Below are 13,400 nucleotides of genomic sequence, written 5' to 3'. Positions count from 1 at the left end.
AACCTGATTAGAGGGAATGAGATCATGACATTCGATCAAATCCTTGAACGGACAAAACCCTACGCGATTGGTTTAGTTGTCGGGCCTTTCGCCGCGCCGATCATCGGCTTCAATGCTGGATGGATTACCACCACGACTGCCAGCACTCTGGCGGCAGAGACGGCCAGAGTGGATGCACTTGCGGACATCTGTTCAACTGCGGCAGGGCGAATGGCTACTGCCAGCAGCAGCACCGACCTCGCAGCACTTAAGGGCTACGACAACCGTGCGAGGCGTGACGAACTCGTAGCGACCATTATGGCCGATATCCAAGTTCCGGCGGACGTCCTCGGCAAGGTCAGCACGAGTTGCAGTCGCTCGCTATCATGAAGCGCGGTAACGCGGCGCTTTGGGCATCTCGACGAGACTTAGGAGATCGTTATGAAAAACCTCATTCCCGCCCGCCTCTAATATACCTACGATTTCACGCGCCTGTTCGTATCGCTCGCCTTTACTCTGGCGATTGCAGTGATTGTCTATTCCGTCCTGTTCGGAGGCATCCTGTAGTCTTCTGATCATGCGCGCATCGCTCTACTAAGCTCGAACGCAGGTTCGGAGTGCCGCGCCGTTGAACGACGCTGGCAAGTTATTCCGACATTAGCTCCTTCAGGCGAGTAAAATGGACCTGACATTGGGAAGAGTTGGTCGGGACTTTATCCATGACACAGGCTCAGGCTTTCGCCTTCGCCATTCTGATCGGCCTGATGGTCGCTTTCATATGGGGACGGCTCCGCTACGACCTCATTGCGGTTCTCGCGCTGCTTTCCGCAGTTTTCACCGGCATCGTGCCGCACAAGGCAGCTTTCTCCGGCTTCGGGGACGACATTGTCATCATTGTAGCCAGCGCGCTTGTCGTAAGCGCCGCGATTGAGCGCAGTGGTGTCATAGGGGCATTGCTCCATCGGGTGGCGCCCAGCGTGACCTCTGTGCAGGCTCAGGTTGTTATTCTCGTAACGACCGTCTCGGTTCTCTCCGTGTTCATCAAGAACATCGGCGCGCTGGCGATGATGATCCCAGTCGCCTTCCAAATGGCGCGCCGGTCGAAAGCTTCCCCTTCGTCCTTTCTCATGCCGATGGCGTTCGGTTCTTTGCTTGGCGGGCTCATTACCCTCATTGGCACATCACCGAATATTGTCGTTTCCCGGATGCGCGAGGAACTGACGGGCCGACCTTTCAACATGTTCGATTTCACTCCGGTCGGCTTAGGGCTTGCCGCAGCGGGGGTGGTCTTTCTGGCGTTTGGCTACCGGCTGCTTCCCACGGGACGCGAGGCGGTCCCGACAATGGAGAAGGCGCTTAACATCAAGGACTACATGACAGAGGCCCGCGTTACCGCGACTTCGTCTGTCATCGGCAAATCGATCGGTCATTTGTCGACCTTGTTGGACGAGGAGGTCCTTGTCACCGGCCTTGTTCGCAACCGGGTCGAGCGCCTGATGCCGTTGCCGGACGTCGTCCTTCGTCAGGGCGATATCGTTCTGTTGGAAGGAGACCCTCAGGCGCTGGAGCGAGGCATCAGGCGCACGCGTCTGGAACTGGAAGGGCACGACCGTCCGACGGAAGCGAAGGGAGTAGACGAGGAGATTGGCGGCATCGAGGTGGTGATCGGCCCGAAATCGGTTTTGATCGGGCAAACCGCCAAGCGCCTGGCGCTACATGACCGTTTCAACATCAATCTTCTCGCGGTGAGCCGGAGCAGCAAGCGCTTCACCGAGCGTTTGCGCGACATCGCGTTAAGACCAGGCGACGTTCTCGTTTTGAAGGGCGATCTCGTGCTTCTCCCGACCAGGCTGATGGAACTCGGTCTTCTTCCGTTGGCCGGGCGTGAGATCCGCTTGGGCAATCCGCGAAAGGGCCTGATTCCGGTGCTGGTCCTGGCTGGTACCATGCTGCTAACGGCATTAGGCCTGCTGCCCGTTGCCACGGCCTTCTTTGCTGCTGCTGTCCTGACGGTATTGCTCGGGTCACTTTCGCTTCGGGAAGCTTACGAGGCTGTCGATTGGCCCATCCTGATAATGCTCGGCGCTCTCATTCCCGTGAGCGAGTCGATCCGTACGACCGGTGGTGCAGACCTTATCGCCGGCGGCCTCGCTCGGTTCGCCAGCACCTTGCCCCTCTACGGTGCGCTTGCAATGATCATGGTTGTCGCAATGGCCGCAACGCCGTTTTTGAATAACGCGGCCACCGTTCTCGTCATCGCACCGATCGCGGTCACCCTTGCTCAGCGACTTGGCTACAATCCGGATGCGTTTCTGATGGCAGTCGCGGTAGGGGCGGCGTGCGATTTTCTCACGCCTGTTGGACACCAGTGCAACACTTTGGTGCTGGGGCCCGGCGGTTACCGCTTCGGCGACTATTGGAAGTTGGGACTGCCGCTCTCGTTCATTGTGGTCTTGCTAGGCGTTCCTCTGATCATGTGGTTTTGGCCGCCCGTTTAGCGCGCGAGCGTCGTTTCAATTCTGATCTCAGGTTCACCGTGGTGTCGGCCTAAAGTCTGCCCGTAAGGACCAGAATGAGCAGAACGATCGCCACGACGCCGAGGGCACCAATGCCGCCGTGCCCGTAACCGTAGCCATAGCCTCCGAATCGTCCACTAAACCCGCCCAACAAAAATATTATAAGAATAATTAGAAGTATCGTTCCCAAGGACATCTCTTTATCTCCATTTTGAATCTGGTTCTATTTCCTCTCGACCGAAATACCGTCCTCGCCGAAATTGATTTCGATCTCCGCTATATCCCGTCGCTCTTGAAAATACTGATAAGCAAAGACTGCCGCAATGATGATTAATGCGCCAATGATAATATACAAGATGTTACGATTATTTCGCATTCTTACAATCCGCTAACGGCTAGATGTATAATAGTTGAAAACAAGCAGGCTGCCAATTGCGGCCGCTTCGAAGCAAGCTCCGCGTCCAAGATGGAGGGCGATCGCGGCTCCAGGCATCCACGGGGATGGTTGCCAACTTTGGCACGTCCGCCACAGCGACGGTGTCTGGTCAGCGATGGCGTTGGGGGGCAAATCAGCGATTCTGCACGGCGCCCTGCGCACCAAGATCAAAATTGGGAGTAGAATCGCAAGGAACCGGAGGAGGGGTCATGTTTCCTCTAAGCAGACTGATCGAGCAGCTCCTGGGCATCGGCGCGCTTGTGCTGCTGGCGATTGGTTGCGCTCTCGTCCTTTGGCCCTTCCTGTCGGCAATAATGTGGGCCGCGGTGATTTGTTTCTCGACATGGCCTATCTACCGCCGATGTGAACGTGCTGTGGGTGGCAACCGGGCGGCTGCCGCAGCAGCTATGACGATGCTAGTGGTCATTGTTGTGGCCGCGCCGCTTGCTTTCGTTGTGACGGCGCTCGCCGACGATATAAAGAATCTGGCCGAGGGAATAACGCGCGTCCTAGAGCAGGGCCCCCCGGCACCACCGAATTGGGTGAAAGGTCTGCCTGTTGTTGGTGAGAATTTGGCTACCTATTGGGAGGGCTTAGCCCATGACGCTCCTGCCTTCATCGTTGAGCTCAAAAAGCTGACCGGTCCTGTCACCGACATTGCTCTCGCTGGCGGTGCAGCTTTCGGCACCGGCCTCCTCGAAGTCGCGCTCAGTATATTCATCACCTTTTTCCTGTTCCTGCACGGCCGACGCATGATCAGTTTCATGCGCCAAATCGGTGAGCGGGTTGCCGGCACTCGCGCTAGGAGGTTGCTCGCGGTCATCGGCATGACCGTGAAAGGTGTCGTATACGGAATGATCGGAACGGCCCTTGCCCAAGGCCTACTGGCCGGCGTCGGTTTCTGGATCGCCGGTGTGCCCCAATCGTTATTGCTGGGCTGCCTGACGTTCCTGCTTTCGTTTGTGCCCGCGGGACCGCCGTTCGTGTGGGGGCCGGTTGCACTCTGGCTTCTCATGCAGGGGTCAGTTTGGTGGGGCCTCTTCATCGCTATGTGGGGTCTGCTTCTCGTCAGCAGCATTGACAACTTCCTACGACCATATCTGCTCGGCCAGAACATCAATCTGCCCGTGCTGCTCGGTCTGTTCGGGCTCGTTGGCGGCGTCCTGGCCTTTGGATTAATCGGGCTTTTTCTCGGGCCGACCCTACTGGCGGTGGCCTACAACCTCTTTCTCGAGTGGGTCGTAACGGAACTCGAAGAGCGTACGCTACGGGCGTCGCCCTCTGCTGCGGCTGACCACTTGGAAGCCGATCCAAGGGATTGAGTTGACGGATCCTCGTTTCAGAAAAGGGTCGGGTCGGCTGATCCCTCGCAAGCGGTTCCGGCACCACGCTCCACGCCGCTTCCTCCCGGCGCCGCTTAACAACGGTTGGCTGTCGATCGCTTGATACAATCCCTGATTTTCTCCGGCCAGATTTGGCTCCCAACTTAATCATTGATCAAAATGCGAGCTGGTGGTGTCTAGCCATGCCGCCGCCTTCGTTCTCCCAACGCCTCTCATCCTCTTTTTGAAGCGGATCGGCGATCGAAATAGGCGAAGAAGGCGAGGAAAACACCTTGATCTGGCGCATGAGCGAGGCTGAAAGCGCCGCCTCCGAATGAACGCCATCCTGGAAAGCTGTGATGAGATATCTCGCCGCATCCTGCCTTTTTTCTCGGTGCCAAGCGCTATCGACGTCAAACAGTCCTGTTGTGTCAAGCACACGCTTCAACATCTTGATGTTGAGCGAGGTAAGGTATTGCTGGGTCAAGGCGGAAGACATGCTGCCCTCCTTTAATTGGGGCATCTCGGCGGAACTCCGCGGGACCGTGAGGCGTGCGCTAGAAGGTTTGGTCTTAATCACAGCATGGACCCTTCCGAGAGAATTGCAATCAATTATCACCTCCGAAGGGAAACCGATCCACACGCGCGAATCCGACGTTTTATGGCACCCGCGCATGCCATCCCGTGCTACGATTAAGAGTAGATTGCGGTCATCCGCAAGCATCGAGGACGTCGACCGAACAAGAGATCTGGACGGAGCAACGCCAATGAGATTGCGCGAAATGCTACCCAGTGAATGCAGCATACTCATCTCCGAGCAGCGCGTGGCCCGGCTTGGATGTTGCCGTGACAATCAACCTTATGTTGTGCCGATATATTATATCCGAGCAGAGGGCCAAATTTTCAGTTTTTCGATGCCGGGAAGAAAGATTGAATTCATGCGGAGCAATCCGCTTGTCTGCGTCGAGATCGAACATTCCACTGATCAGCACCGATGGAAATGCGTAATCATCGAGGGCAGGTACCGCGAATTCCACGAAGGGACGGAGAAGAAGCACGCGTGGGGCATACTGAACGTCTACAATGATTGGTGGGAGCCAGGTGCCCTTAACTGGGGCGCGGATGAGAAGCCACCCGGATACCTTCCCATTTTTTTCGCCATCAGCATGGACAAAGTGACGGGCCGTGAAGCGCTTGCGAGTTAGTTCGTTGCCAGGCTGCTAGTCAGCGAATGCCTTAAACCGGATCGCGGACTACCGTCTTCCAGGAGACGTCAGCCAGGTCAACGCCAGAAGACCGAGTGCTGCCGAGACGACGGAAGCGCCGAGAACGCCGAGCTTGACGGAGTTCAGTAGCTCGAGCTCGAAAGCAAGTTCGGCAATGAACAGGGCCATGGTGAAGCCGATCCCGGTCAGCAGGCTTCCGGCTGCCAGCAGGCTCCACGGGAGATCGTCTGGACGAGCCCCGAAGCGGAGTTTCACGGCGAGAACACTGAAGAGCACAATGCCAACGGGCTTGCCGATCACGAAGGCGGCGACAATTGCGATCGTGAGGGGAAGGTCGAAGTTTGCATCCGCGATCGGAACGCCCGCGTTGGTGACCGCAAAAAGCGGCATGATCACAAATGCAACCCAGGGATGGAGAGCGATCTCGAGACGCTCGATCGGCGACAGTGCTTCGCGGGTCGCGACGCCTGCCCGATGGAGGTCGTTGCGTGCCGCCGTGTCGCGGCTCCAATGGTCGCCGGGCGGATAGGCGCTCACCCGGTCGAGTATCGCGTGGAGGCGTGTGTCGCTTATCCACCTCCGCGCCGGCGTCATTAATCCAAGAATCACTCCGGTGAGCGTCGCATGGACGCCCGATGCGTCGAATGCCAGCCAGATGCCGCCGCCTATCACGAAATACACCGGAATGCTGCGGATGCCCAGGCGCGCGATCCCTGCGACGACAGCAAGCCCGAGAATGGCGGTTGCGAGTGCGACCCAATTCAAGGCTTCGCCATAGCCGATCGCCACGACCAGGATGGCGCCGACATCGTCGAAGATCGCAAGAGAGCAGGAACAGCCGCAAGCGGCCTGGTATGCGCGAACCAAGCACCGCAAGGCACCCGATGAGGAAGGCCGTATCGGTAGACATCACGGTGCTCCAGCCGCTCGCACCCGGCCCGCCGCCGACCAGCAACGAGAACAGACCGGCCGGCACCGCCATCCCGCCGAGAGCAGCGGCGACGGGGAGAGCGGCTATGCGCGGATTGCGCAGCTCCCCCAGCACCAGCTCGCGTTTCAGCTCAAGGGCGATGACGAAGAAAAAGAGCGTCATCAGTCCGTCGTTGATCCAGTGCTTCAGCGAACGATAGATCTCGATGTCACCAACTCTGGCACCCGCGGGCATCTCCCAAAAGGCGAGAAACGACGACGACCAAGCAGTGTTTGCGAGGCCTAGCGCCAAAAGTGCGCTGAGCAAAAGGATAATGCCCGCCGTAGCCTCGATGCGGAGGAATCGCATGAACGGCTTGGTGAGCCGATCTGCCGGTTCCCTGGGAAGCCGTGAGAGGCTGTCGTTCATGCCGTGAACCACTCCTGCGTTTTGATCGCGACTCGCAAATGTTTCCAGTGGCTATTGCAAGGCCGGCACCTCATAAGTCCACACCCGGAACGACTTCAGGACGTGCGGCCCGAACGAGTTGATGAGGGGGACGTCGGCCGCGTCACGGCCGCGTGCAACCACGATCCTGCCGACACGCGGCGTATTGTTGCGCGGATCGAACGTGTGCCATCCATCGTCCAGGAAGACCTCCATCCAGGCACTGAAATCCATCGGGTCGACGACCGGGACGCCGATGTCGCCGAGATGACCGTTGATATAGCGTGCGGGAATGTTGAGACAGCGGCAAAGGGTGACCGCAAGATGCGCGAAGTCGCGGCAGACACCAACGCGCTCATGAAAGACTTCGAAGGCGGTCCGCGTCGATCGGGCCTGCATGTAGTCGAAACGGATATGGTCGTGAACGAAATCGCAGATCGCTTGCACACGCCCCCAACCGGGCGTGACCGCGCCGAACATGTCCCAGGCGCTCTGGCTGAGACGGTCGGTCTCGCAATAGCGGCTGCCCATGAGGTAGGCGAGGCAATCGTCCGGCAACTCCGGCACTGGGAGTTCCTGGGCGGCTGGCAGCACGTTGTCCGGCTTGCCGTCGTCCTCGATCGTGGCATCCCCCCATATCGTCAGGTCACCCGCCGGTGCGACAAGCCGCCGACATCGGTTGCCGAAGAGATCGCGATAGGTCGATGTCGGCACATCGGGGGCGGTGAATGTCGTTTCAGGAACGCGGATATCGGCCGCGCGATCCTCGTGGACCGACAACAGGCACACCAACGCGGTCGGTTGCTGGCAGTTCAGCGTGATCTCATAGCCGTAGCGGATCAGCATCTGGATCCATCCTAGCGGAAATCAGCGGCGGTCAGTGTGTAGGAATCGTGGCGGCCACTGGAATAGGCCTTGCGTGCGACATCGTAGATGGACGGACGCAACGCGTCAAAAGCAGAAAGGAGCTTTAATTCCGAGATTTCCGACCTGCCCAATTCGGCATCCGCTATCATGAGCGCCTCGGCCTCGACGAAGAACCGCACCTCGAACATACCGTCATGGCCGATGAAACGGACGGCGTTTCTTGTTTCATCGAGGCTGCGGCTCGGATTCGGAAATGACAGCGTCATAATCAGCGCGCCTCTGTTTCGGACGCGGACCGCGCGGGTGCCGATAGCCTGATCCGTTTTATCCGGCGCTCTATATTGCGAAGGTTGCCGCCGACACGCGCCGGTGCGCCTGTGAACACGTGATAGACCGCCCAGGAGCGATCCGCATCGATGCGGCGGCCGCATTGATCATCCATTGTGTCGGGCGCTGGCGTCCCACCTTCATTTTCCCAGATGCTGATCGCAAGCGCATTTCGCCCTGCTTCAGTTTCATTGCTGTGGGCGTTCACGGTTGTGGCCTTTCATCAAGATTTTCGATGGTGTTGAACCTGCTTGAATGGATCGTGTTTCCATCACCTTCGACGACGTCCGGACGCTGCGGCATGTCGAGCGTCCGCAAGAGCTCCCGCGCAATCTCTGTCGCCTCGTCGAAATCGGCAGCTTCCGCGGTTTCGCGGACCGACGATCGCATGCGCGTCGTCCGCATCCCGAACACGGTAGAACGCAATCACGAACTTCGTCGCCATCCTTTCCGTTGGACAGAGGGGTTCTGTCATTTATCGCCCTTGTCGAGCGAGGCGCTGCCGTTCGCAGCGGGCTTGATCTGGTTGCCGAACGTCCTTTCGATGAGCGTGGCGCCTTCATCGGCGGACGACATAGGCACCGGTTCGAGCCCGTCCTGCGTCGTGACCCCCTCGTGACCTTCGTCGTCGTTTTTGGTGAATGGCGGCCTCTGACGCCGCGAAGCCAATTGGCTGCCCAGCAAAATCAAGGCGTTTCGCATATGTGGGCCTCAAATCGGTTTACCAGGTCATCCGTGCACCAACGCCGCTCAGGCACTGTTCTCAATATCCCATCCCGCCCATGCCGCCGTTACCGGCCGGCCGGGCAGATTCTCTTGAGGGAATGTCGGCGATCATCGCTTCGGCAGTGATCAGAAGTGCCGCGATTGAGCCGGCGTCCTGCAAAGCGGTGCGCACGACCTTAGCCGGGTCGACGATGCCGGCTTTGATCATATCGACATAGGTCTCCGTCTGCGCGTCAAAGCCCCGGTTGTAATCCCTGCTGTCGGTGAGTTTTCCCACGACGATCGAGCCTTCGACACCGGCGTTCTCGGCGATCTGCCGGATCGGGGTTTCAAGCGCCCTGAGCACAATCGAGATGCCGGCCGTGACGTCCGCATTCGCTCCGGTCAATCCGACCAGGACCGACCTGGCGCGCAACAGGGCAACACCACCGCCAGGAACAATGCCTTCCTCAGCCGCGGCACGCGTGGCGTTCAGCGCATCGTCGATGCGGTCCTTCTTTTCCTTGACCTCGATTTCCGTCGCGCCGCCGACGCGGATTACCGCGACGCCGCCGGCGAGTTTCGCCAGGCGTTCCTGCAGTTTTTCCTTATCATAGTCGGAGGTCGTCTCCTCGATCTGTGCCTTGATCTGCTGGATGCGCGCCTGGATGGTCGCTTTATCGCCGGAACCGTCGACGATCGTGGTGGTATCCTTCTCGATCAGCACGCGCTTGGCGTGGCCGAGCATGTCGAGTATGACGTTCTCGAGCTTGATGCCGAGATCCTCGGAGATCATCTGGCCGGCCGTGAGGACGGCAATGTCTTCCAGTATGGCCCTGCGGCGGTCGCCGAAGCCCGGCGCCTTTACGGCTGCGACCTTTAGGCCACCGCGCAACTTGTTTACGACCAGCGTCGCCAGAACTTCGCCCTCGACATCCTCGGAGAGGATCAGCAACGGTTTGCCGCTCTGCACGACCGCCTCGAGTATCGGCAGCATCGCTTGCAAATTGCCAAGCTTCTTTTCGTGGATGAGGATGTAGGGGTCCTCCAATTCCACGCGCATCTTCTCGGCATTGGTGACGAAATAGGGCGAGAGATAGCCGCGGTCGAATTGCATGCCCTCGACAACGTCGAGTGCGGTCTCGGCAGTCTTGGCTTCCTCGACGGTGATGGCGCCTTCATTGCCGACCTTGTCCATCGCCTTGGCGATCATCTCGCCGACTGTCGCGTCGCCGTTGGCGGCGATGGTGCCGACTTGGGCAATCTCGCCCGAGGACTTGACCTCCTTGGCGCGCGCCCGGATTTCCTTGACGACGACAGCGACACCAAGGTCGATGCCACGCTTGAGATCCATGGGGTTCATGCCGGCGGCGACGAGCTTGGCGCCTTCGCGCAGGATGGAGGCAGCGAGCACAGTCGCCGTCGTGGTGCCGTCACCGGCGAGGTCGTTTGTCTTAGAGGCCACCTCACGCACCATCTGCGCGCCCATGTTCTCGAACTTGTCGGGCAGTTCGATTTCCTTGGCAACGGCGACGCCGTCCTTGGTAATGCGCGGCGCGCCATAGGCCTTGTCGATGACCACATTGCGGCCCTTGGGACCCAGCGTCACCTTCACGGCGTTGTTGAGCAACTCGACACCGCGCAGCATGCGATCGCGCGCATCAGTGGAGAATTTGATTTCCTTGGCAGACATTATGTTCGTCCAGTTCGGTCTTGAGATTGCGGGGTCGGAAATCGACCGTCAGGCAGCGACGGTCTTTTCGACGATGCCCATGAGGTCGGCCTCGTTCATGATCAGTTCCTCGCCGTCGATCTTCACTCGGTGCCGGACCATTTGCCGAACAGGATCGTATCACCGGCCGTAACGTCGAGCGGAATCAGCTTGCCGCCTTCATCACGCGTGCCTGAACCAACGGCGATCAATTCGCCTCCCCGCGACTTTTCCTTGGCAATGTCAATGATGATCCCGCCCTTGGATTCCGCGCGCCGGATGCCGACGCGGTCATGGAGTGGGCGCATTTCATAGAGATTCTTTCTACGGTCGGCGCATAGGGCGACAGCAATCCTTACATAGCACCTTTGGCGCTCAATTGATAGGAGCGCCAAGAAATATTATTTATACAAGGAAAAATGTTGGAAAATATAAGCCAACAAATCTGAGCAATACCGCCGTACGTCCCAATGATTATACTGTACTACATTTATTATTTTCCTAAGCTAAGAATTTGTTAACATGACTTCTTGGGAGAACCTTGATCACGCCTTCGCTTGGAGAACGGGATAATCAAGGCGGCGCAGTCGAAAAACCGCTGCGCAGGGAAACTCAAGGCAGGAGTGGCGATGACGCGGATGGAGGCGGCGGGCAAGAGCGACCAAGGACCGGAATGAGCAGTTCGACAACGAGCCTCTTGCGATTTCAAGTCCGGCTGGCGCGCAGGTATGTTGACGCCTTCGTCCAATCCGCACCGGAATGGCGGGAAAGCGGGCTGAGAGCACTCCCGGCCGGTGGCGTCGGCTGGGTCGAGTAGTGGCAGGCCTTAATCAAAATACGTTTAGCGAGCTGAGCAACGAGACGATGCCGACGACTACAACGACGATCTGAGCCATCTGCTTCATCGTCGAGTCAATCGGAAGTTTTTGCACTAGGTACAGCACCAAGGCGATGACAAGGACCGTGATCAGGATGCTGATTATGATGGACATGCCCCAGGCCTCTTGAAGAAACCGCCTTCCGGCAGTGAAGGTGTAAATATGGCTGAGTGCTATAAAGGGAAGGGCGGCGTGGGCGCGACACAGAGCGCTCGCGCCGGTCCCATCGGCGCGGGATAGGCATCCCGGCCGCCGTTTACCGGATCGTGTGGACGCTGGCGACTCTCTTTGGATCGAGCCGCAAACGTGACTGGCAGAAAGCCGCTGATCCTGTCGATGAAGCGGCGGGCAACGTGACGCGGTTCGGGCTTCGTTCCCTATTAGCGTTGTTTAGCGGACTTTCAGCGCGCTGCGCTCTACCTGTCGCAATTCTGAAACAGATGGCGTTTCCGGCTGCGGCCGGGCTCTATCGAAATTCGGCATTCGGCCTCACCCTGCCGTCCACAGCAATCCGAGTGCTGTTCTTTTTCAAGGGAGGAAGTCATGCTGCATCAGAAGATCGTCGAGAGCCCGTTCAAGGCCAAATACGGAAACTTCATCGGGGGTGAATGGCGCGAGCCGGTCTCCGGTCGCTATTTCGATAATACGACGCCGATCACCGGCGGTGTGATTTGCCAGGTCGCCCGTTCGGATGCGGCCGACGTCGAACTGGCCCTCGATGCCGCCCATGCGGCGAAGGAGAAATGGGGCCGAACCTCGACCACCGAACGCTCCAATATCCTCATGAAGGTCGCGGCGCGGATGGAGGACAATCTGGAACTCCTTGCGCGGGCCGAGTCCTTCGACAACGGCAAGCCGATTCGCGAGACGATGGCGGCGGACATTCCGCTGGCGATCGATCATTTCCGCTATTTTGCCGCCTGCATTCGCGCGCAGGAAGGCTCGATCGGCGAGATCGATCACGACACGATCGCATATCATTTCCATGAGCCGCTCGGCGTCGTCGGCCAGATCATCCCGTGGAACTTCCCGATCCTGATGGCCGCCTGGAAGGTGGCACCGGCGCTTGCGGCCGGCAACTGCGTGGTGCTGAAGCCGGCCGAGCAGACGCCTGCCTCGATCCTCGTGCTTGCCGAACTCATCGCGGACCTCCTGCCGCCGGGCGTGCTCAACATCGTCAACGGCTTCGGCCTCGAAGCGGGCAAGCCGCTGGCGACCAGCCCGCGCATCGCCAAGATTGCCTTCACCGGCGAGACGACCACGGGCCGGCTGATCATGCAATATGCCAGCCAGAATCTCATCCCGGTGACGCTCGAACTCGGAGGCAAGTCGCCGAACATCTTCTTCGCCGACGTGTTGAACGAGGACGACGACTATTTCGACAAGGCGCTCGAAGGCTTCGCCATGTTTGCGCTCAACCAGGGCGAGGTTTGCACCTGCCCGAGCCGTGCGCTGATCCAGGAAAGCATCTACGACCGCTTCATGGAGCGGGCGATCAAGCGGGTCGAGGCGATCCAGCAGGGCAATCCGCTCGACCCAGCGACGATGATCGGCGCGCAGGCGTCAAGCGAACAGCTCGAAAAAATCCTCTCCTATATCGACATCGGCAAGCAGGAAGGCGCCGAGGTGCTGACCGGCGGCGGGCGCAACGCGCTCGAAGGCGAGCTTGCCGGCGGCTATTACGTCAAGCCGACGGTGTTTCGTGGCCATAACAGGATGCGCATCTTCCAGGAAGAAATCTTCGGTCCGGTCGTATCCGTGACGACCTTCAAGACCGAGGACGAGGCGCTGGCGATCGCCAACGACACGCTCTATGGCCTCGGCGCCGGCGTTTGGAGCCGCGATGCCAACCGCTGCTATCGCTTCGGCCGCGACATCCAGGCCGGCCGTGTCTGGACCAATTGCTACCATGCCTATCCGGCCCACGCGGCCTTCGGCGGCTACAAGCAGTCGGGCATCGGCCGCGAGACCCACAAGATGATGCTCGACCATTACCAGCAGACGAAGAACATGCTGGTGAGCTACAGCCCGAAGGCGCTCGGCTTCTTCTGATCGTTCCCCTCCGGCGGCGATCGC

Annotated in this window: 13 protein-coding genes and 2 pseudogenes; 5 read left to right on the top strand and 10 right to left on the bottom strand. The window is 59.0% G+C overall.

Features of this window, described 5'->3' with window-relative positions:
* Positions 1-24 precede the first annotated feature (24 nt).
* Entirely contained in the window at positions 25-369 is a 345-nt protein-coding gene (locus tag EKH55_RS11330; protein WP_069458013.1) for a hypothetical protein, read from the top strand.
* 329 nt (positions 370-698) lie between these two features.
* Complete coding sequence (locus tag EKH55_RS11320) at positions 699-2,477, top strand: SLC13 family permease (protein ID WP_151611533.1); 1,779 nt, start codon at positions 699-701, stop codon at positions 2,475-2,477.
* A 49-nt stretch (positions 2,478-2,526) separates the two neighbouring features.
* On the opposite strand, the gene EKH55_RS11315 is transcribed toward EKH55_RS11320, so the two are convergent.
* A complete protein-coding gene (locus tag EKH55_RS11315; RefSeq protein WP_069458011.1) occupies positions 2,527-2,691 on the bottom strand; it encodes a DUF3309 family protein in 165 nt (54 codons plus the stop codon).
* Between the two features lie 449 nt (positions 2,692-3,140).
* Between EKH55_RS11315 and EKH55_RS11310 the strand changes: the two genes are divergently transcribed.
* Positions 3,141-4,253, top strand: a complete 1,113-nt coding sequence (locus EKH55_RS11310; protein ID WP_069458010.1) for an AI-2E family transporter — start codon at positions 3,141-3,143, stop codon at positions 4,251-4,253.
* A 175-nt stretch (positions 4,254-4,428) separates the two neighbouring features.
* Here the strand turns inward: EKH55_RS11310 and EKH55_RS29415 are convergent, their stop codons facing one another.
* Positions 4,429-4,752 (bottom strand): hypothetical protein, encoded by a 324-nt coding sequence (locus EKH55_RS29415; protein WP_069458009.1) that lies wholly within the window; start codon positions 4,750-4,752, stop codon positions 4,429-4,431.
* Positions 4,753-5,020: 268 nt separating this feature from the next.
* Here EKH55_RS29415 and EKH55_RS29410 point away from each other — a divergent pair, with 268 nt between their 5' ends.
* Positions 5,021-5,458 (top strand): pyridoxamine 5'-phosphate oxidase family protein, encoded by a 438-nt coding sequence (locus EKH55_RS29410; protein WP_069458199.1) that lies wholly within the window; start codon positions 5,021-5,023, stop codon positions 5,456-5,458.
* Between the two features lie 48 nt (positions 5,459-5,506).
* Here the strand turns inward: EKH55_RS29410 and nhaA are convergent.
* The 8 genes and pseudogenes from nhaA to EKH55_RS11255 form a co-directional block, all read right to left on the bottom strand.
* Positions 5,507-6,818, bottom strand: a pseudogene (gene nhaA / locus EKH55_RS11300) (Na+/H+ antiporter NhaA).
* Positions 6,819-6,869: 51 nt separating this feature from the next.
* Entirely contained in the window at positions 6,870-7,682 is an 813-nt protein-coding gene (locus EKH55_RS11295; protein WP_151611532.1) for a transglutaminase-like domain-containing protein, read from the bottom strand.
* Between the two features lie 11 nt (positions 7,683-7,693).
* The gene (locus tag EKH55_RS11290; protein WP_069461398.1) at positions 7,694-7,969 is read right to left on the bottom strand and encodes a DUF1488 family protein; all 276 of its coding nucleotides are present in this window, start codon (positions 7,967-7,969) and stop codon (positions 7,694-7,696) included.
* Positions 7,970-8,234: 265 nt separating this feature from the next.
* On the bottom strand, positions 8,235-8,420 hold the full coding sequence (locus EKH55_RS11280; protein ID WP_245314854.1) for a hypothetical protein: 186 nt from the start codon (positions 8,418-8,420) through the stop codon (positions 8,235-8,237).
* Between the two features lie 81 nt (positions 8,421-8,501).
* Positions 8,502-8,732 (bottom strand): hypothetical protein, encoded by a 231-nt coding sequence (locus tag EKH55_RS11275; protein WP_069461400.1) that lies wholly within the window; start codon positions 8,730-8,732, stop codon positions 8,502-8,504.
* A 61-nt stretch (positions 8,733-8,793) separates the two neighbouring features.
* A complete protein-coding gene (gene groL, locus EKH55_RS11270; RefSeq protein ID WP_069461401.1) occupies positions 8,794-10,428 on the bottom strand; it encodes a chaperonin GroEL in 1,635 nt (544 codons plus the stop codon).
* 48 nt (positions 10,429-10,476) lie between these two features.
* Positions 10,477-10,754: pseudogene (locus EKH55_RS11265) on the bottom strand (co-chaperone GroES).
* A 522-nt stretch (positions 10,755-11,276) separates the two neighbouring features.
* A complete protein-coding gene (locus EKH55_RS11255) occupies positions 11,277-11,438 on the bottom strand; it encodes a Thivi_2564 family membrane protein (RefSeq protein WP_086017997.1) in 162 nt (53 codons plus the stop codon).
* A 429-nt stretch (positions 11,439-11,867) separates the two neighbouring features.
* Here EKH55_RS11255 and adh point away from each other — a divergent pair, with 429 nt between their 5' ends.
* The gene (adh, locus tag EKH55_RS11250; RefSeq protein WP_069461402.1) at positions 11,868-13,376 is read left to right on the top strand and encodes an aldehyde dehydrogenase; all 1,509 of its coding nucleotides are present in this window, start codon (positions 11,868-11,870) and stop codon (positions 13,374-13,376) included.
* Positions 13,377-13,400 lie beyond the last annotated feature (24 nt).

The organism is Sinorhizobium alkalisoli (assembly GCF_008932245.1).
GTDB lineage: Bacteria > Pseudomonadota > Alphaproteobacteria > Rhizobiales > Rhizobiaceae > Sinorhizobium > Sinorhizobium alkalisoli.
The sequence above is the reverse complement of the archived record's forward strand: the minus strand, read 5'-3'. Positions and strand labels throughout refer to the sequence as shown.